The sequence below is a fragment of the Hypericibacter adhaerens genome (genome assembly GCF_008728835.1).
Lineage (GTDB): Bacteria > Pseudomonadota > Alphaproteobacteria > Dongiales > Dongiaceae > Hypericibacter > Hypericibacter adhaerens.
Window position 1 is genome coordinate 2,938,936 of the sequence record NZ_CP042582.1, and the last position, 19,158, is coordinate 2,958,093.

Consider the following 19,158-nt stretch of genomic DNA (forward strand, 5'->3'; position numbering starts at 1 on the left):
TGGGAATCAACTTCGTTCCCCTCCTCCCTTCCTTCTCCTGGGAGAGGATGGGAGCCGGGACGGTAGCCGGTCAGGGTGTCAGAAAGATATCAGCCCGGCGGTTGCCGGCCGATCCGGTGCGGGCGGTCTCGTAATAGACCGGCTGGGTGACGCCGACGCCGCGCATCTCGATGTCGCCGCCCTTGACGCCATAGGACATGAGGAGCTTCGCCACGGCCTGGGCGCGCGCATAGGAAAGTCTGGAATTGACGCTGCCATTGGCGCCGGGAACCCAGGACGCATGCCCGACGATGCGGATATCGCCGCCCTTGGCGCCATAGATCCGCGCGAGGTCATGCAGCACCTCGCGCGCCTTGGCGTTGAGCTGCGCCGAGCCGTTGGCGAAGAAGATCAGGCCGAGCGGCTGCCCCGAGGGCGGCAGCGTAACCGCGCCGGCATCGACGATCACCGGCTGCGACGCGGTGGGAACCTGATAGACCGCGAGCTGATCGAGGCCGGGCTGATAGCTGGGCGGCTGAGAGAGGACGCCCTCGCCCGCTGGGACCTGGTAGAGGGGGGCCTGATAGACCGCCGGCTGCAATGGCGTGGAAGGCGCAGGCGAGCCGTCGAGCACGCCCAGATCGACGAACAGCGGCGGGCGGGCCACCGCCGGCTGTGCCGCCAACGGAAGTTGCGCCGGCAATTGCCGCCTCGCCGTGCCGTCGTCGCCACCGATGACGCTGAGATCGACGGTGACCGAACGATTGCTCGAGGGCTTGGTCGTGCCCTCGGGCTTGGCGGTGGCGACGGGCTTGGCCTGCGGGTAGCTGAAGGGGCCTTTCGGCACGAGACCGCGCGGCGCCGTGGCGGGAACGGTCGGCGGCAGCGCCGCCTCGGCGATCTGGATCGCGGCCGGCGCGGCGATGGCGAGAGGATCGGCGTCATCGGCCAGTCCCGTTTCGCCGCTCAGGTCGGCGTACTGCCGGTCGCCCGGCGCCAACGGCGCCGCGTTCGATTGCGGCGTGATGCTCTGCGGCTGGGTCGTGGGCCCGGGCGCCGGCGCCGGCTGCGACGGCTCCGGCAGAGGCTGCGAGCTCACGGGCGCCGGCGGCGTCGCCGGCATGGGCGGCGCCGAACTGCTGGCGGGCGCGCCCGTGCCGGTGCCCGTATCCGCCCCGGAAGGCGGCGTGATGGTGGCCGGGCCCAGCGTGGTCCCGCCGCCCTGCGGCGTGATCGGCTGCGGCGGGGCCGGCGGCGGCACCGAGACGTTCGGCTGGCCGCTCAGCGGCTGGTCGCTATAGACCGCGTTCTGCCGGTCCGAGATCAGGCCGTCGACGATGGCCCGGCGCTGCTCCGGCGGCGTGGCCGGCGGGGGCTCCGACGGGACCGTGCCGAGATTGGGGAAGGATTCGTTACCGGTTGCGGCCGGAGCCGTGGAAGAAGCGGCCGGAGCCGTGGAAGAAGAAGTCGTGGTGCTGGGCGGCGGCTCGTCGCTCGACGAACAGGCCGAGGCCAGGATCGAGACAGCCAGAAGCGCCGCGGCGGATCCCGCGCGGAGCCCCGCGCCCGGCTCCGCCCATCGCCATGCCCATCGCCGCCATCCGGCGGCTCGCTTCACCTTGATCATCGCTGCTGCTTTGCTCGTTCCTGTTGCCTCGGCGCCCCTGCCCGGTCGGGCTTCGTGAATCGGGGCTGGCGCCGCTTTCCCTGTCGCCTGCCGGTATGCCCGTTTCCCGGGCTCGATGCACCGGCGATTTTGTCCCTTTTTGTCGCCCTTTATGCCCCGGAATCGCGGTAAAGGGTATGTAGCGATATCATTGGCATAGTCTGCGGCGTTGAGGGCCGTTATGGGCCCTTCGGGCACCCCGCGGCAAGCCGGGCCGGCATGATAAGGAAGGCAATATGGGCGATCAACAGGGCGAGGAAAGAAAATTACCTGACCCGATGGAATTATCGCGGACCATGACCGAGATTGCCGAGCAATCCCAGCGTCTGGTCGCCGATTTCCTGCAGCGCCAGAGCCATGCCAATGGCGATGCCTTCGGCATGTCCGACCCGCTCAATATCGGCCAGGCCTTCCTCGAGATGACGGCGCGACTGATGGCCCAGCCCGAGAAGCTGGTCCAGGCGCAGATGTCGCTTTGGCACGACTACATGAATCTCTGGCAGACCACGGCCCGGCGGTTGATGGGCGAGCCGGCCGAGCCGGTGATCGCGCCCGCGCCCGACGACCGGCGCTTCAAGGACTCCGCCTGGCAGGACAACGAGCTGTTCGACTTCGTCAAGCAGTCCTATCTGCTGACCGCACGCTGGCTGCAATCGACCGTGCACCATGTCGAAGGCCTCGACGGCAAGACGCAGCAGAAGGTCGAGTTCTACACGCGCCAGTTCGTCGATGCGATCGCGCCCACCAATTTCCTCCTCACCAACCCCGAGGTGCTGCGCGCGACGGTCGAGACGCACGGCGAGAACCTGGTGAACGGGCTGAAGAACCTGCTGGGCGATCTCGAGCGCGGCAAGGGCGAGCTCAAGATCAGCATGACCGATCAGGACGCCTTCGAGATCGGGCGGAACGTCGCGATCACGCCGGGTAAGGTGGTGTTCCAGAACGACCTGATGCAGCTCCTGCAGTACAACCCGACCACCGAGCAGGTCTATCGCCGGCCGCTGCTGATCATCGCGCCCTGGATCAACAAGTACTACATCCTCGATCTGCGCGAGAAGAACTCCTTCATCCGCTTCGCCGTCTCTCAGGGCCACACGGTCTTCGTCGTCTCCTGGGTCAATCCCGACGAGAAGCTCGCGCAGAAGACCTTCGAGGATTACATGATGGAGGCCCCGCTGGCGGCACTCGACGCCATCCGGGAGGCGACCGGCGAGCCCGACGCGAACGTGATCGGCTACTGCCTGGGCGGCACGCTGGTGGCCTCGACCCTCGCCTGGCTCTGGGCCAAGAAGAAGGCCGACCGCATCGCCAGCACGACCTTCCTCACGACCCTCACCGACTTCAAGGAGCCGGGCGATCTCGGCGTCTTCATCGACGAGGAGCAGCTCCAGTCGCTCGAGGCGCGCATGAACGAGAAGGGCTATCTCGAAGGCAGCGCCATGGCGAACACCTTCAACATGCTGCGCGCCAACGACCTGATCTGGTCCTTCGTCATCAACAACTATCTCCTGGGCAAGGAGCCCTTCCCGTTCGACCTGCTCTACTGGAACTCGGATTCCACGCGCATGCCGGCGGCGATGCACAGCTTCTATCTGCGCAAGATGTATCAGGAGAACCGGCTGGTGCAGCCGGGCGGCATCACGCTCGCCGGCGTGCCGATCGACCTGCGCAAGATCAAGACGCCGATCTTCATGCTCTCCACCCGCGAGGACCATATCGCGCCCTGGAAGACGACCTATGCCTTGACCCAGCTCGTCAGCGGCCCGATCCGCTTCGTGCTGGCGGCCTCCGGCCATATTGCGGGCGTGGTCAACCCGCCCGAGGCCGCCAAGTATCATCACTGGGTCAACGACAAGAACCCGCCCGATCCCGAGCAGTGGCTCGCCACCGCCACCCAGCGTCCCGGCTCCTGGTGGCCGGAATGGGCCCGATGGATCGCGGATTTCGGCGGCGAGAAGATCCCCGCCCGCAAGCCCGGCGACGGCAAGCTCAAGGTGATCGAGGACGCGCCAGGCTCCTACGTGAAGGTGCGGGCGGGAAGCTAGAGGCCGCGCCGCTGAGGACACGCCGTCCTTTTTTCTTCTGTCATCGCCGGACTTGATCCGGCGATCCAGGGCCAGGAAGACTGGATCCCCGGGTCCGGCCTTCGGCCGGCCCGAGGATGACAGCAAGAATGGGCCCGGGGAGGACAACAGCGACAAGGCCGCCGCAATCTCGCCGGATTCATGAATTATGAGTCACGCATGATCCGAAAACTCGTGATGGCGGGAACCGGCGCGCTGGCGCTCCTTCTCGCGAATTCCTTTGCGCCTCCGGCCGTTGCCGCCTCGGAGGGCTGGTCCGTGGTGCCGGCTCCCTCCGACGACGAGCCCTTCGATGCCGCCTCGGTCACCAACGAGGCCGGCGACAATCTCATCGTCTGGTCGCGCAACGTGGATGGGCATGTGCAGGTTTTCGCCGAGCTTCATCCCGCCGAGGGTATCAAGCTCGCCAAGGCCATGCCGGTCTACCGCATCGATGACGGCAACCCGGTCGATACCGACGAGATCCGTATCCGCGGCGATTCCCAGAACGCCATGTGGGGCCTGACCACGGAGCGCACGAGCTTCTGGCTGCTGCTGGATTCGACCAAGCCTGTGGTGATGCCGGCCGACCCGCTCCATGCCTGGTTCGTCGGGCAGGAGCTGCATCTCTCCGTCATGACCCATGACGGCAGCATGCGGGAGATGACGTTCCCGCTGGCGGGCTCGGCCGCCGCCATCCGCAAGGCGACCGGCGTCAGAACCGAATAGAAAGCCCCTTCAGACCGCCGCCGCCTGCTGCGCCAGCCGCTCCGCGAGCTGCAGACCGCGCACCGAGTTGCCGAGAAAGACATGCTCGGCGCGGGCGAGATCCTCGAGCGTCAGCACCGCTTCCTGGGCACGGCCCGTGGCCAGCAGCTCGCGGCGCAGCGTGCCGTCGAGCAGGCCGCTGCTCAGGGGCGGGGTGAGCAGCCGCCCGCCGCGCTCGATGAAGAGATTGGTGCGGCTGCCCTCGGTCAGCTCGCCGCGCTCATTGAGGAAGATCACCTCGTCGCAGCCGGTCTCGCGCGCCCAGCGCTCATGCTCGCCGTCATAGAGCGCACGGCGCGTGGTCTTGTGATAGAGGAACGGGTCGCGGCTGTCGGTGACGCGGTCCGACAGCACATAGCGCAGGACGCCGGCGGCCGAGGGCGCCGGGATTACGGTCGCCGTGATCCTGATCGCGCCCTCGCGGTCGAGCAGCAGCCGCACGCGGCAGCAGGCGCCGCTGAATCCCAACGACGCCGCTTCGAGCTGCGCGCGCACCGTCTCCGGATCGCAAGGGAAACCGAAATAACCGGCCGAGCGCTCCAGCCGCTCGAGATGGCGCTCCATCAGCGTCCAGCCCTGCCCACGCTGCCAGAGCAGCGTCTCGATCAGCTCGAAGGGCTGGTGCGGCTCGGTCAGGAAGCGCGCCTTCAGGAGGCATTCCTCATATTCCGCCGCCTCGTCGGAATCATAGACGAGGCCGCTGCCGATCCCCATCTCGGCGCGGCCCTGGGCGTCGATCCGCAAGGTGCGGATCGCCACGTTGAGGCAGAGATCGCCGTCGGGCGCCATCCAGCCGACGGCGCCGGTATAGACCTCCCGCGGAGCGGCTTCCAGCTCGCGGATGATCTCCATGGCGCGGACCTTGGGCGCGCCGGTGATCGAGCCGCAGGGGAAAAGCCGGCGGATCACCTCGTCGGGGCCGATACCGGGCAAAAGCCGCGCCGCGACGGTCGAGATCATCTGATGCACGGTCTCGTAGGTCTCGACCTCGAACAGGCCGGCGACCTTGACCGAGCCGATGCGGGCGATGCGGCCTAGATCGTTGCGGATCAGGTCGACGATCATCAGGTTCTCGGCGCGCGACTTCTCGTCTGAGCGCAGGAAGGCGCGGGCCGCCTCGTCCTCTTCCGGCGTCCGGCCGCGCGCGGCCGTGCCCTTCATCGGCTTGCCGATGGCGCGATCGTCCTCGATGCGAACGAAGAGCTCGGGCGAAAGCGAGAGGATCCAGTCCGCTTCGGTGCGGATCACGGCGCCATAGGCGACATGCTGCTTGGCGCGCAGCTCGCGATAGAGCGACAGCGGATCGCCCGCGACCTCGAAGCCCAGCTTGAAGGTCAGGTTGATCTGATAGACATCGCCGGCCGCGATATACTCGCGCACTTGGCGGAAGGCCCGGCCATAGGCGGCCCGGTCCCAGCTCGGGGCGATCTCGCCCAGCCGGTGCGGGCCTTCGATCTCGCGATCGATGAAGGCCGCCGTCTGCGCGCGGCTCAACAGGACCGGCTCGCGGAACAGCCCCATCCAGATCAACGGCCCGGCGCGCCCAGCCGGCATCAGGGGCGCCAGCTTCGGCTCCAGCACATAGCCCAGCTCGTAGCTGAGAAATCCCGCCGCGTGGAGCCCGCGCGACGGCGCCCCGGCCAGCCGTGCCAGCACCGCCTCGACATCGGCCGGATCGTCGCAACGCAGGATCTCGACCGGATCGGCATAAAGCCGGCTCCCCGCCTCCGGCGAGCGGTTGTCGTCGAGGAGCACATAGGGGCCACGGGGGCGCAGCGGAAGCGACAGTTGAGTCATGCCGGCGAGTCAAGCATAGCCGGCGATGAATGCAACATGCTGCTTACGACTTATGCTGCGTCACCGGCGGCATGGGGAGAAGCGAGGTAAGTATCGTCCCCTCTCCCGCTCCGCGGGAGAGGGCAAGGGAGAGGGCTGCACAGACCGAGCAGCCCCCCTCCTTCATCCTCCCCCGCAAGACGGGGGAGGAGACACTGTTTTCACGACCTCGCCACGGCTTTCACCACCCGTGCCTTATAGCCCCTGCGCCCGATAGCGGGCCGCGCGGTCGGCGTAGTACGGCGCGGTCGAGGCGAAATCCGCCATCTCCTGAGGCGTGAGCTGGCGCAGCAGCTTGGCGGGGCTGCCGGCCCAGAGCTCGCCCTTGCGCACGCGCTTGTTGGGCGTGACCAGCGCGCCGGCGGCGACCATGCCGCCGCCCTCGACCACGGCGCCGTCCATGACGCAGGCCTTCATGCCGACGAAGGCGCCGTCCTCGAGCGTGCAGGCATGGATCAGCGCCATATGGCCGATGGTGACGTCGTCGCCGATCAACGTGCTGTAGCCCCGACCGCCGCGGCCGCCGTCATCCTGGTGATTGAGATGGATGACGGTGCCGTCCTGGATGTTGGTGCGGGCGCCGATGCGCATCAGGTTGCCGTCGCCGCGCAGCACGCAGCCGTACCAGACGCTGGAATCCGGCCCGATCACCACATCGCCGATGATGACGGCCGTGGGCGCGATGAAGGCGGTCGGATCGATCCTGGGCGTGAAGCCGTCGACCGGATAGATCATGCCGCCGGCGCGGCCGGGTCCCGGATGCTGATCGCGCGGGCTCATGGGATCTCCTCCTGAATGGGCCTCAAGCGCCCAGCATGAGCTGGATGTTCTGGACCGCGGCGCCCGAGGCGCCCTTGCCCAGATTGTCCAGCCGCGCCACCAGCACCGCCTGGCGGCGCTTCTCGTTGGCGAAGACACGCAGCTCCAGCCGGTCGGTATCGTTGAGCGCCTCGGGCTCGAGCTTGGATGCCTCGGGGCCCTCGCCCACCGGCACCAGCTCCACCAGCTTCCGGCCAGCGAACCGCCTGGCCAGCACCGCCTCCAGGTCCTTGCCCTTGGGCTTGCCCGTCAGGGTGTCGAGATGCAGCGGCACGCTCACCAGCATGCCCTGGCGGAAATTGCCGACCGAGGGCACGAAGATCGGACGTACGGAAAGGCCCGAATAATGCTGGATCTCGGGCAGATGCTTATGCTCCAGCGCCAGCCCGTAAAGCTCGAAGGCCGGGGCCCGGTGTGCCTCATAGGCCTCGATCATGCTGCGCCCGCCGCCGGAATAGCCGCTGACGGCGTTGATCGCGACCGGGTAGTCGGCCGGCATGATCCCCGCCTCCACCAGCGGCTTGAGGAGGGCAATGGCGCCGGTCGGATAGCAGCCGGGATTGGCGACGCGACGCGCCTCGCGGATCGCGGCCTCCTGCCCTTCGGCCATCTCGGGGAAACCGTAGACCCAGCCCGGCGCCACGCGGTGCGCCGTGCTGGCATCGACGATCTTCGGGCCCTTGGCGCCCAGCGCGTCGACCATCGCCACGGTCTCGCGCGCGGCATCGTCCGGCAGGCAGAGCACCACCAGGTCGGCCGTCTCCAGCATCTCGCGCTTGGCGGCCGGGTCCTTGCGGCGTTCCGGCGCGATCGAGCTCAGCGAGAGACCCGTCAGCCCGGTCAGGCGCTGGCGGATGCCGAGGCCCGTGGTGCCGGCTTCGCCGTCGATGAAAACCGTCTTGGTCCGAGCGATGTTGCCCATGAGATCGACTCCTTAAGCCGATGAGAGCTTACCCGATATGGAAACGAGACCCGAAAAGCAAAAGGGGCGCTCCGACCGGGAGCGCCCCTTTGTTCGATGGCATGCCCCAGCCGGGGCCGACCGCGGATGATCCGCGATCAGCGCTTCGAGAACTGGAAGCTGCGTCGGGCCTTGGCCTTGCCGTACTTCTTGCGCTCGACCACGCGGCTGTCGCGGGTGAGGAAGCCGCCGGACTTGAGCGCACCGCGCAGGCCTGGCTCGAAGAAGGTGAGCGCCCGGCTGATGCCGTGGCGCACCGCGCCGGCCTGGCCGGAGAGACCGCCGCCGACGACCGTGCAGACCACGTCATACTGGCCGACGCGCTGGGTCACGCCGAAGGGCTGCGCAATCATCATGCGCAGCACCGGGCGGGCGAAATAGGTCTCGCTCGGACGGCCGTTGATCTGGATGCGGCCGGAACCCGGCTTGAGCCAGACGCGGGCGATCGCGTTCTTGCGCTTGCCGGTCGCGTAGGCGCGGCCCTGGGCGTCGATGCGGGGCTCGGCCGTGGCGGACGCCGCCGGGGCCATCGGGGTCCCGCGCAGATCCTTGAGATCGGTGAGCTTCTGCGTCTCGGTCGTCATGGCTTAGGCGGTCCTCTTGTTCTTCGGATTCATCGCCGCCACGTCGAGCGGCACCGGGTTCTGCGCGGCATGCGGATGCTCGACACCCGGATAGACCTTCAGGTTGCCCATCTGCCGGCGGCCCAGGGGCCCGCGCGGCACCATGCGCTCGACCGCCTTCACGATCGCGCGCTCGGGGAAGCGGCCGCCCAGGATCTGACCCATGGTCCGGTCCTTCACGCCGCCGGGATGGCCGGTGTGCCAGTAGAACTTCCGGTTCTCGAGCTTGCGGCCGGTGAGGCGCACCTTGGCGGCGTTGATGACGATGATGTTGTCGCCGCAATCCATATGCGGGGTGAAGCTGGTCTTGTGCTTCCCGCGCAGGCGGTTGGCGACGATCGAAGCGAGCCGACCCAGCACCACGCCGTCGGCATCGACGACGAACCATTTCTTGCTGATGTCGGACGGCTTGGCGGTATAGGTCTTCATGGCGGTCCGTTCTTGTCTCGGAATGCCGGCGGCAAAGGCGAGGCCCCCTCCGTCCGGCAGGTCGGGCGCGGAGTATCGCGATTTCCGCAGCGGGGTCAAGCTTTAAAGGCGCAGAAAACTGCGGCTTTTTGGACAGGTATTATAATACCACAAACCTGGCCGAATGGCACGGGCTTGTCAGCCGGACGCCCCGCTCGCCCCTCATCGGGCCTTGGCCAGGGCAGCGGCCAACCGGTCGAACGTCCCGCCATAGCCCTCGTTCAAGGACGCGAACATCCCCGCAAAGACCCGGGTCTCGTCCTCGGCCGCCCCGTGCGGGCTGGCGGTCAGCGTCACGGACGTCTTCCCGCCATTTTCCGCGAATGTCGCGTCGTTCAGGATCTCGAGCGGGATCAGCGGATCGAACGGCGCGCGGGTGATGCCGCAGCCCTCGTTGGAGAAGGAATTCAGCCACAGGATACGGTCCTGCGCGGCGATGTCGCGGTAGAGGAAGCGGCCCCAGATCCGTGGGCCGCCCGGAAACTGCATCGCATAATGGAAGAAGCCGCCGGGGCGGAACTCGAACCTCGCGACCTCGATGACACAGCCCTTCGGCCCCCACCAGCTCTCCATCTCTTCGGCCAGGCTCCAGGCCTTCCAGACCTGCGCGCGCGGCGCATCGAACAGGCGCGAGATGACGAAGCTGCCCTTTGGCGGCGCGGTGCGGTCATTTGCGGACATTGGTCTTCCCTTTCGCCTTCGATCGAGCCGCCTTCAGATGGGCGTCGAGGCGGTCGAAGCTGTCTTCCCAGAGATGGCGGTAGGCCTCGACCCAATGCGCCACCTTCTGCAGCGCGGCCGTGTCCAACCGACAGGGCCGCGTCTGGCCCTCGCGGCCGCGCCGGATCAGGCCGGCGCCCTCCAGCACCTTCAGATGCTTGGAGATCGAAGGCTGGGCCAGGTCGAAGGGAGCCGCCAGCTCGCTGACGGTCGCCTCCCCCCGGGCCAGACGGGCCAGGATGGCCCGTCGCGTCGGATCGGCCAGGGCCGCGAATGTCCTGTCGAGCGGATCGGAGCTCATACATAGCCCAATAGTTATATTTCCAATTGGCTATATATTGCCCACGCCGGAACCTGTCAAGCCGACGCCCCTGCTCGCTCACGAAACGCGACCGGTGCGGCTTCTCAGATGAACCCGCCATTGACGTGGATGCACTGGCCGGTGACGTAGCTGGCATCCTTCGAGGCCAGGAACGCGATCACCGCCGCCACCTCGTCCGGCTCGCCGACCCGGCCCATCGGCACCTTCTTCGGGTAATCCTGCCACTGCGCCGGCGACAGGAAGGGCACGCCATGTTCCTTGCGGATCAGGCCGGGCACGACGGCATTGACCGTGGTGCCGGTGGGCGCCAGCTCGACGGCAAGCGCCCGCACCATGGCTTCGAGCGCCGCCTTGGCCGCGCCCGAGACCGGGTAGACCGGATAATCGTTGCGGAAGACGTGGCTGTTATGGGTGCCGACCGCGACGACCCGCCCGTCCCTCGCCTGCTTCAGGTCGGTCATGGCGCGCGTGACCAGCCGGTAGAAGGACAAGGGAATGGCGTCGAAGCAGGCCTCGGCCGCCTTCAGGTCGGCCTCGAAGCCGCCCATCACCGGAAAGCCCGCCACATGGATCAGGGAGTCGATCCGCCCGAACGCGCTCAAGGCCCGATCGACGATCTGATCGGCGGCGTGCGGTTCCGCGAGATCGGCGCAGAGCCCTTCGGTGAGGACGCCCCTCCCCTCGAGCTCGCGCCGCAGGGTTGCGACGCCCGCCTCGTTCCCCTTGGCATGGATGAGAATCCCGACGCCGCGTTTCGCCAGCCGGCGCGCCGTCGCGGCGCCGATCCCGCTGGCAGAGCCGGTGATGACGATCGATCGCTCGACGGGCACGGCCATGATCGATCGATCTCGCGCTAGCGCAGCTGGATCCAGATGGTCTTGGTCTCGGTATATTGGTCGTGGGCCAGCAGCGACTTGTCCTTGCCGCCGAAGCCCGATTCCTTGTAGCCGCCGAAGGGCACGGTGAAATCGCCCTCGGAATAGCAATTGACCGAGACGGTGCCGGCGCGGATTGCGCGCGCCATCTTGTGGGCGGTGTTCAGGTTCTCGGTATAGAGCGAGGCCGCCAGGCCGTAGCTCGTGTCGTTGGCGATCCTGATCGCCTCCTCGGGCTCCGAGAAGGTGATGACCGACAGGACGGGCCCGAAGATCTCCTCGCGCGCGATCCGCATCGAGTTCTTCACATTGTCGAAGATGGTCGGCTCGAAGAACCAGCCGCCGCTTTCGGGATAGAGGCGCTTGCCGCCGAGCGCCACCTTGGCGCCCTCCTGCCGCCCGAGATCGATATAGGACATGACCTTCTCGAGATGGCGCGCCTCGATGAGCGCGCCGATCCGGGTGTCGCTGCGCAAGGGATCGCCCACGGTCCAGGACCGGAACGAGGGCTCGAGCGCCTCCAGCAGCCGGTCCTTGACCGAGCGATGCACCACCAGCCGCGAGCCGGCGCTGCAGTTCTCGCCCTGGCAGAAGAGGATTCCGGCCGTGATCTGGTCGATCACGGGCTGAAGATCGCCGACATCGGGCATCACCACGGCCGGACTCTTGCCGCCGCACTCGAGCACGATGCGCTTCATGTTGGAGTCGGCGGCATATTTGAGGAACAGCCGGCCGATCTCGCCCGAGCCGGTGAAGCTCACGCAATCGACATCCCCATGGCGGCCGATCGCCTGCCCCGCCGTCTCGCCGAAACCCGGCACGACGTTGAAGACGCCCTCGGGGATGCCGGCCTCGGCCGCCAGCGCCGCGAGGCGCAGGGCGGTGAGCGGCGTCTGCTCGGCGGGCTTGATCACCATGGAATTGCCGCCGGCCAGCGCCGGCGCGATCTTCCACATGGCGGTGAAGACCGGGAAGTTCCAGGGCAGCACGGCGCCCACCACGCCCACCGGCTCGCGCACGATCATCGAGACGACGTCGGCGGGCGTCGGCGCCACCTGGTCGTAGATCTTGTCGATCGCCTCGGCATGCCAGCGCAGCGTCTCGGCCGTGTCGGGAACGTCGACATTGAGCGAGTCATTGACCGGCTTGCCGCAATCGAGCGTCTCGGTGATCGCGAGCTCGGTCAGGTTCTTCTCGATCAGATCGGCGAACTTGAGCAGGATCTTCTTGCGCTCGCGCGGCGCCCGGCGCGACCAGGAGCCGGCCTCGAAGGCGCGGCGCGCGGCGGCCACCGCGAGATCGACATCGGCCTTGTCGCATTCCGCCACCTGGGTCAGGACCTTGCCCGTCGCCGGGTTCAGCGTCTCGAAGCGCTTGCCGGACCGGGCTTCGACGAACTTGCCGTCGATGAAGGCGCGCGTTTCGAACCGCAGCTTGGCGGCCTGGTCATGGAAGCTGGCAACACGCTGAACGTTCATGACTCTGCTCCTGAGACGCGAATGAGGGGAAAGCGGCCGCGACGTCAGCTGTTGGGCCAGGTATCGCTGAGGCGGTAGCCGGTCGGCAGCGGATCGGAGGGATCCAGTACATATTGATGAAAGGCCGTGATCCAGGCCCGACCGGTGATCGAGCAGGTGACCGCGGGCTTGCCGCCAAGCTGGGTCGTGCTCAGCACCGCGCCGATGAAGGTCGTGTCGATGATCGATTTATGGATGAAGCGCTCGCCGGCCTTGATCTGCCCGCGCGCATGCATGATGGCCAGCCGCGCGCAGGTGCCGGTGCCGCAGGGCGAGCGGTCAATCCGGCCGGGCGAGACGATGACGGCGTTCCGCGCGGTCTTCTGGCCCCCGATTTCCTGCAGCGGGCTGGCCCAGAGCGTCTGGTTGATGGTGTGGATCTCGGGGTTCTCGGGATGCACGGCCGGGACCTGCTTCGCCGCCGCGCGCTTGATCTTCTCGCCGGTATCGACCAGGTCGCGCGCCTCGGAAGGATCGAGCCGGAAGCCCAGCTTCCCCGCATCCGTCATCGCATAGATCATCCCGCCATAGGCGACATCGACCATCACCGTGCCGAGCCCCTCGACCTCGACCGGGCAATCGAGCGCGAAGACGAAAGACGGCAGGTTGGTGAAGGTCACGCTCTCGCATTTGCCGTTCCGGCAGGCGGCCTCGACCCGCACCAGCCCACCCGGCGCCTCCAGCGTGATCCGGGTCACGGGCTCCGTCATCGGCAGGATGCCGGTCTCCAGCAGCGCCGTGACGGTGCAGATCGTGTTCGAGCCGGACATCGGCACGTAATAGTCCGATTCCATGATCACGAAGCCGGCATCCGCCTCGGGGACCGTCGGCGGCAGGACCAGGTTCACGCATTGCGTGACCTTGCCGCGCGGCTCATGGAGCAGGAACTTGCGGAGGTCGTCGCCCTCCGTCTGCAGCCAGCGCATCTTGTCGAACATGGTCCTGCCGGGGACATCGAGGACGCCCCCGGTGATGACCTCGTTCAGCTCGCCCTCGGTATGGACGCCGACGACGTTGATCATCCGGCTGAAGCGCATGGGAGTCCTTTCTCCCGTTCAGGCGATCAGGCGGCGAGCGCCCCGATCTTGGCGGCCTTGAGCTGGTCGTAGAGGCGGCGGAAATCCGCCTTCTCGGCATCGCTCAAGGGCAGCAGCGGCCGGCGCGGGCTGCCGACGGGGATGCCCGCCAACTCGCAGCCATATTTCACATACTGGATATATTTGCCGCCGTTCTCGAGCAGATAGAACATCGGCAGCATGGCGTGCATCAGCTTCTGGCCGCGCACGAAGTCCTTCTTGAGGACGCAGGTCTCGTAGAGCGCCACATGCTCGGCCGGCAGGAAGTTCGAGGCGCCCGCGATCCAGCTCCGCGCACCCCAGAGGAAGCTGTCGACCGCCTGGTCGTCGGCGCCGCAGACCCGCTGATAGCGCCCGTCGAAATGCACTATATGTTCGAGCATGCGGGCGAAGGAACCGCTCGATTCCTTGATGGCGCAGATCGACTTGATATCGGCGATCGCCTCGAGGAACTCGCGGTTCATGTCGACGCCGGTGCGGGCCGGGAAGTTGTAGAGGATGATCGGCATGCCGGTGGCACCGGCGATATGGCGGAAATGCTGCGCCAGCTCCTGGGTGCCCGGCAGCGAGTAGAACGGTGCCGCCAGCATCAGCGCCTCGTAGCCCAGGCCCTTGGCATGGCTCGAGAGCTCGATGATGTCGTCCGGGCGCTGCGAGTTGGTGCCGGCGACGAGCCTGGCCTTCTTGCCGACATGCTCGGCGACGAAGCTCAGGACCCGCTTCCGCTCCTCGACCGTCTGCGCGTAGTACTCGCCGGTGGTGCCGCCGGGCACGATGGTGCCGACGCGGTTGGCGAGCAGGAAATCGATATGCTTGCCGAGCACATCGAACGCGATGGCACCGCCCTGATCGAACGGCGTCGCGACCACGGTCAGGATGCCTTCGAAGCTGGGAATATTCATGCCGGTCTCCTCGTCTGAAGGGCGTGAAGGGTCTGGAAGGGGTTGCTTTCTTGTAATCGATTTCATAATTCCGGGCAAGCCGGAAGAGTCGAAGGCTCCGGAATCAGCGCCGTTCGTCGGCCCGCACGCCCGCGGCGGAGGCCCGCACGATGAGATTGGTCTCGAGCCGGACCGATCCGATCTTGCGGCGCGTGTTGATCACGTTGAGGAGCGCCTCGCCCGACCGCCGCCCCATCTCGAGCGCCGGCACGTCGACCGTGGTCAGCGGCGGATCGAGCAGCGCCGTGAAGTCCTGGTTGTCGAAACCGGTGACGGTCAGATCCTTCGGCACGTTGAGGCGGAGATTCTTGCATTCCGAGAGCACGCCGAAGGCCAGCACGTCGCTGGCGCACATCACGGCGGTCGTGGCCGGGTGCTCGACATAGATCGTGCGCATCGCGGCGGCGCCTTCGAGCAGCGAATAGGGTCGCTCGATCACATGGGTCGTCTTGGCGATGCCGGCCTCGGCCGCCGCCTCGCGGAAGGCGCGCACGCGGGCCTGCTGCCGGTCGTTGCCGCGGGTGCGGCCGGAGATCATGACCATGTGCTTGTGGCCGAGCCGCACCAGGAAGTCGGCCAGCTGCCGCGTGGCCGCGTAATTGTCGAAGCCGATCGAGGGAAAGGGCCCGTCCGGCAGATAGGAGTAGGTCAGCACCGTGGGAATGCGCCCATCTTCGAGGAACTTCAGGAGCCGCGGATCCTCGATCTTGCCGACGATCAGCAGGCCTTCGGCGCCGCGATCGACCAGCTGGCGCACCGGTTCGTAGAGACTGGTGTTGTCGAAGCCCGCCGCCAGCATGAACACCATGTAGCCCGAGGCCTGCATGGCGGCCTGGAAGCTGTTCAGCATCTGCGCATAGATCGCGTAGTCGAGCGTCGGCACGACGGCGCCGACGATATGGGTGCGCTGCATGCGCAGCGCCTTGGCTGCGGGGTTCGGGCTGTAGCCCAGCGCCTGCGCCGCCTCCATCACCCGCCGGCGCACATCCTCGCGCACCGCGTCGGGATTGTTGAAGCTGCGCGACACGGTCGCGACCGACACGCCGGCGCGGCTGGCGACGTCGGAAACCTTGGTCCTGGCCTTGGCCTTCATGAGCCGCTCTCGTTGCCGGATCGCCGCTTCGCACGCGATCGATCCGACGTTCCCCTCCTCATCCCTTGACAGGGCGTTTCGGTGTCGCCAACATGTAATCGATTTCAAGAAAAAAGCAACTCATGCGGCTCCTGGCCGGCCATGCAGGGTTCCGGCGTCTGACGCCCCACCGGCGTCCCAGAGCTTCATCGAGCCATCCAATCATCCCTGCGCGAAACAGAGGGGAGACGTCAATGAGCAAAGGCTATCTGAATCAAGGCGTAGCGCGGCGCACCTTCTTGCGGGCGAGCGCCGCCATCGCGGCCGCGACGGCCGCATCGCGGGCCCTTCCGGCCCGCGCCGCCGGTGTCACCTTGAACATCTTGAACAGCAACGTCGCCTGGTCGAGCGCGCTGACCGGCAGCGTCGCGGAGGCCTACAAGGCCAAGACCGGCGTCACGGTCACCGGCGAATCCAACCCTTACGAATCCCACTACGACAAGATGCTGATCGAGCTGAGTCAGGGCTCGGACACCTTCGACCTGGTGACCTCGGACAGCATCTGGGTGCAGCAGCCGATCCGCAACGGCTGGGCCGCCAATCTCGACGACATGAAGGCGAAGAACCCGTCCCTGCCGGCGCTCCAAGTGCAGAATCTCGAGCCTGGCGCGCTCATCTATACCGAATATAACGGCAAGCGCTGCGGCCTGCCGGTCGCCATGACCACGCCCGTCTTCGTCTATCGCAAGGATCTCTTCGAGAAGGCCGGCATCACCAAGGTCCCGACCAATTGGGACGAGTATCTGGCGGCGGCCAAGAAGCTCCATACGAGCGAGGTCGCGGGCAATACCCTCCTCCTCGGCGGCGTGGACTCGCTTTCGACCGGCGATTGGGGCTCGCGCATCCAGGGCATGGTCAAGCTCGGGCCGGAGGACGATTATGTGCTGAACGAGGCCAAGGAGCCGATCTTCAACTCCGAGGGCCAGGGCGCGCATGCGATCGAGCGGCTGAAGGAGCTGGTCCAGTACTCGCCGCAGGGCGTCCAGGGCTTCGACTATCCCGAAGGCTCCTCGCTGCTGCAGCAGGGGAAAGTCGCCATGCTGGTGACCTGGTCGGACGTGATCGTCGGCATCGAGGACGGCCCGAACAAGGGCAAGTTCGGCTATACGGTCGCGCCGACGGAGAAATACGAGCAGGAGCAGATCGGCGGCTGGTCGATCATCGCCAATGCGCACTCGCAGAATCCCGAGGAAGCCTACAAGTTCCTCGCCTGGATGACCGAAGGCCGGGCCTACGAGCTGTTCCGTGAGGGCGGCGAATCCTCGCTCTGCCTGAAGAAGGATGTCGAGAACCCCGACATCACGAAGACCGTGCCGATGATGCAGGCCTTCAAGGACTTCGCCGTGCGCGGCACCCAGCCGGTCGCCCTGCCGGCCTACCGCCTGACCAACGCCGTGGCCGTCCAGCGCGTCCTCTATGAGGAGATCTTCGCCGGCGTCACCGGCGGCAAGACCCCGAAACAGGCGATGGCCGACGCCGCCGACCGCGTGGCCAAGACCGTCAAGGGCTGAGCCTTGAACGACGTTGGGGCGCTCGCGGCCGCGGGCGCCCCGATCTCCACCGAGCCACGGGGCCAGAGATGGGAATGGCGGAACTCCCGGCGACGGCAGGTCTGGAAAAGGCGGACCGCAGGGCTTCGGCCGTGCGCGCCGGCGAGAAATATGTGCCCTGGGTCCTGCTCGCGCCGACCATGCTGATCATGACCATCGTCGGCATTTTCCCATTGCTGCATTCGCTCTATATCAGCTTCACCTCGCTGCGCCCGACCGAGGTCGACAAGCCGCAGGGCTGGGTCGGGCTCGACAACTACATCCAGGCTTTCGGCGACGCGCAGTTCGGCCATTCGCTGCTGCTGACCGGCATCTTCACGATCCTCAGCGTCGCGATCGCGCTGACCTTCGCCGTGCTGCTGGCGGTGCTGTTCAACCTGCGCCTGCCGGGCTTCCTCGCGATGCGGACGATCGTGCTGGTGCCGATGCTGATCACCCCCATCGCCGTCGGCATCACCTGGCGCATCATGATGATGCCCGACCTCGGCGTGCTGAACTTCCTCCTCAGCCTCGTCGGCATCGATGCCCAGCCCTGGGCCAACTCGAAGACGAGCGCGCTCGCGGCCATGCTGCTGGTCGATGTCTGGCAATGGACGCCCTTCATGTTCATCGTCATCTTCGCCGGCCTGCGCGCGCTGCCCCGCAGCCCGTTCGAGGCCGCCGCCATCGACGGCGCCGGGCCCTTGCGCACCTTCTTCTGGGTCACGCTGCCGATGCTGAAGCCGGTGATCGTCGTGGCCTCGCTGCTGCGGATCATCGATGCCATGCGGACCTACGACACGGTCTATATCATCACGCGCGGCGGCCCCGACTTCTCGACCGACCTCGTCAGCGTCTATCTGCAGCGGGTCAATTTCAAGTTCTTCGACCTCGGCTACGGGGCCGCGCTCTCCTGGCTGACGCTGGTCGCCATCCTCGCCATCGTCCTGATCTTCGTGAAGCTCACCGGCTTCATGAAGACGATCGCCGACAAGGGGGCCCGCCGATGACCGCCCGCCCCCGCCGGCCCGCGCGGACCCTGCGCAGCGTCGCCTGCTGGCTGCTGGCGCTCGCGGCCACCGCCTTCTTCCTCTTCCCGATCTACTGGATGGCGGCCTCCTCGCTCAAGACCGAGAACGATGTCGCCACCTATCCCCCGCTCTGGAGCTTCACCCCGTCCCTCCACAGCTATCGCCAGCTGTTCGAGGAGATGAGCGCGCTCGACGCGCTCGTCAACAGCTGCCTGATCGTCGGCATGGCGACCGGCCTCGCCATGATCGCCGGCACGCTGGCGGCCTACGCCATGGCGCGGTTCGACATCAAGGGCAAGAACTTCCTGGCCTTCGAGGTGCTGTCGATCCGCATGCTGCCGCCGATCGTGAGTGTCATCCCGCTCTTCATCATCGCCAAGCAGCTCGGCATCTTCGACACGCCCTGGCTCCTGATCGCGGCCTACACGCTGAGCGGCCTGCCCTTCGTCGTCTGGGTCATGCGCGTCTTCATCCAGGAGATTCCGCAATCGATCGAGGAGGCCGCCCTCATCGACGGCTGCAGCCGCTACCAGGCCTTCTGGCGCGTGACCCTGCCGCTGCTGCTGCCGGGCCTCGCCGCCACCATGGTGATCGTCTTCATGTTCGCCTGGAACGAGTTCCTCCTGGCCAGCATCCTCACCTCGCGCGAGGCCAAGACCCTGCCCGTCATCGCCGCCAACGCCATCAAGCCGAAGGCGATCTCCTTCGGCCTCGCCTCGGCCGCCGGCGTGCTGATGTCGCTGCCGGTCGTGGTTCTCGTCCTCATGATGCAGCGTTACCTCGTCCGCGGCCTCACCCTGGGCGCGGTCAAGGGCTAGACGGAGAAGGACCC

At 66.9% G+C, this 19,158-nt stretch carries 18 protein-coding genes; 5 read left to right on the forward strand and 13 right to left on the reverse strand.

Translation table 11 applies throughout. The annotated features are described in order from the left end of the window. Positions 1-70: 70 nt before the first annotated feature. Entirely contained in the window at positions 71-1,606 is a 1,536-nt protein-coding gene (locus FRZ61_RS12800) for an OmpA family protein (protein ID WP_151118091.1), read from the reverse strand. A 275-nt stretch (positions 1,607-1,881) separates the two neighbouring features. Between FRZ61_RS12800 and phaC the strand changes: the two genes are divergently transcribed. Together phaC and FRZ61_RS12810 are read left to right on the forward strand one after the other, a co-directional pair. Continuing rightward, complete coding sequence (gene phaC, locus FRZ61_RS12805; RefSeq protein WP_151118092.1) at positions 1,882-3,690, forward strand: class I poly(R)-hydroxyalkanoic acid synthase; 1,809 nt, start codon at positions 1,882-1,884, stop codon at positions 3,688-3,690. Positions 3,691-3,888: 198 nt separating this feature from the next. Continuing rightward, positions 3,889-4,437: a hypothetical protein gene (locus FRZ61_RS12810; protein WP_151118093.1), complete on the forward strand. Its 549-nt coding sequence runs from the start codon at positions 3,889-3,891 to the stop codon at positions 4,435-4,437. A 9-nt stretch (positions 4,438-4,446) separates the two neighbouring features. Here FRZ61_RS12810 and FRZ61_RS12815 read toward each other — a convergent pair whose 3' ends face one another. The 12 genes from FRZ61_RS12815 to FRZ61_RS12870 form a co-directional block, all read right to left on the reverse strand. Next, positions 4,447-6,273 carry an aminodeoxychorismate synthase component I gene (locus FRZ61_RS12815; protein WP_151118094.1) on the reverse strand — a complete coding sequence of 609 codons (1,827 nt, stop codon included), beginning with the start codon at positions 6,271-6,273 and terminating at the stop codon, positions 4,447-4,449. Positions 6,274-6,507: 234 nt separating this feature from the next. Next, positions 6,508-7,092, reverse strand: coding sequence for a gamma carbonic anhydrase family protein (locus FRZ61_RS12820; protein WP_225308784.1), 585 nt, complete (start codon positions 7,090-7,092; stop codon positions 6,508-6,510). Between the two features lie 22 nt (positions 7,093-7,114). Then, positions 7,115-8,053: an N-acetyl-gamma-glutamyl-phosphate reductase gene (gene argC, locus FRZ61_RS12825; RefSeq protein ID WP_151118095.1), complete on the reverse strand. Its 939-nt coding sequence runs from the start codon at positions 8,051-8,053 to the stop codon at positions 7,115-7,117. Between the two features lie 137 nt (positions 8,054-8,190). Then, positions 8,191-8,676 (reverse strand): 30S ribosomal protein S9, encoded by a 486-nt coding sequence (gene rpsI, locus FRZ61_RS12830; RefSeq protein WP_151118096.1) that lies wholly within the window; start codon positions 8,674-8,676, stop codon positions 8,191-8,193. A 3-nt stretch (positions 8,677-8,679) separates the two neighbouring features. Further along, positions 8,680-9,144, reverse strand: coding sequence for a 50S ribosomal protein L13 (gene rplM / locus FRZ61_RS12835; RefSeq protein ID WP_151118097.1), 465 nt, complete (start codon positions 9,142-9,144; stop codon positions 8,680-8,682). A gap of 201 nt (positions 9,145-9,345) precedes the next feature. Further along, positions 9,346-9,864, reverse strand: a complete 519-nt coding sequence (locus FRZ61_RS12840; RefSeq protein ID WP_151118098.1) for an SRPBCC family protein — start codon at positions 9,862-9,864, stop codon at positions 9,346-9,348. After that, on the reverse strand, positions 9,851-10,204 hold the full coding sequence (locus tag FRZ61_RS12845; protein WP_151118099.1) for an ArsR/SmtB family transcription factor: 354 nt from the start codon (positions 10,202-10,204) through the stop codon (positions 9,851-9,853). Before FRZ61_RS12845 ends, FRZ61_RS12840 begins: the two co-directional genes overlap by 14 nt. A gap of 104 nt (positions 10,205-10,308) precedes the next feature. After that, positions 10,309-11,061: an SDR family NAD(P)-dependent oxidoreductase gene (locus FRZ61_RS12850; RefSeq protein ID WP_151118100.1), complete on the reverse strand. Its 753-nt coding sequence runs from the start codon at positions 11,059-11,061 to the stop codon at positions 10,309-10,311. 17 nt (positions 11,062-11,078) lie between these two features. Continuing rightward, positions 11,079-12,578, reverse strand: a complete 1,500-nt coding sequence (locus FRZ61_RS12855; protein WP_151118101.1) for an aldehyde dehydrogenase — start codon at positions 12,576-12,578, stop codon at positions 11,079-11,081. Between the two features lie 44 nt (positions 12,579-12,622). Beyond that, positions 12,623-13,654 carry a proline racemase family protein gene (locus tag FRZ61_RS12860; protein WP_151118102.1) on the reverse strand — a complete coding sequence of 344 codons (1,032 nt, stop codon included), beginning with the start codon at positions 13,652-13,654 and terminating at the stop codon, positions 12,623-12,625. Positions 13,655-13,680: 26 nt separating this feature from the next. Continuing rightward, positions 13,681-14,595, reverse strand: a complete 915-nt coding sequence (locus FRZ61_RS12865) for a dihydrodipicolinate synthase family protein (protein WP_151118103.1) — start codon at positions 14,593-14,595, stop codon at positions 13,681-13,683. A 103-nt stretch (positions 14,596-14,698) separates the two neighbouring features. Continuing rightward, positions 14,699-15,727, reverse strand: a complete 1,029-nt coding sequence (locus FRZ61_RS12870) for a LacI family DNA-binding transcriptional regulator (protein WP_151118104.1) — start codon at positions 15,725-15,727, stop codon at positions 14,699-14,701. Positions 15,728-15,960: 233 nt separating this feature from the next. On the opposite strand from FRZ61_RS12870, the gene FRZ61_RS12875 reads away from it, so the two are divergent. From FRZ61_RS12875 to FRZ61_RS12885, 3 genes are all read left to right on the forward strand, one after another. Continuing rightward, entirely contained in the window at positions 15,961-17,277 is a 1,317-nt protein-coding gene (locus tag FRZ61_RS12875) for an ABC transporter substrate-binding protein (protein ID WP_191908997.1), read from the forward strand. A gap of 74 nt (positions 17,278-17,351) precedes the next feature. After that, positions 17,352-18,305, forward strand: a complete 954-nt coding sequence (locus tag FRZ61_RS12880) for a carbohydrate ABC transporter permease (protein ID WP_191908998.1) — start codon at positions 17,352-17,354, stop codon at positions 18,303-18,305. Further along, positions 18,302-19,144 (forward strand): carbohydrate ABC transporter permease, encoded by an 843-nt coding sequence (locus tag FRZ61_RS12885; RefSeq protein WP_151118107.1) that lies wholly within the window; start codon positions 18,302-18,304, stop codon positions 19,142-19,144. Before FRZ61_RS12880 ends, FRZ61_RS12885 begins: the two co-directional genes overlap by 4 nt. Positions 19,145-19,158: the final 14 nt, after the last annotated feature.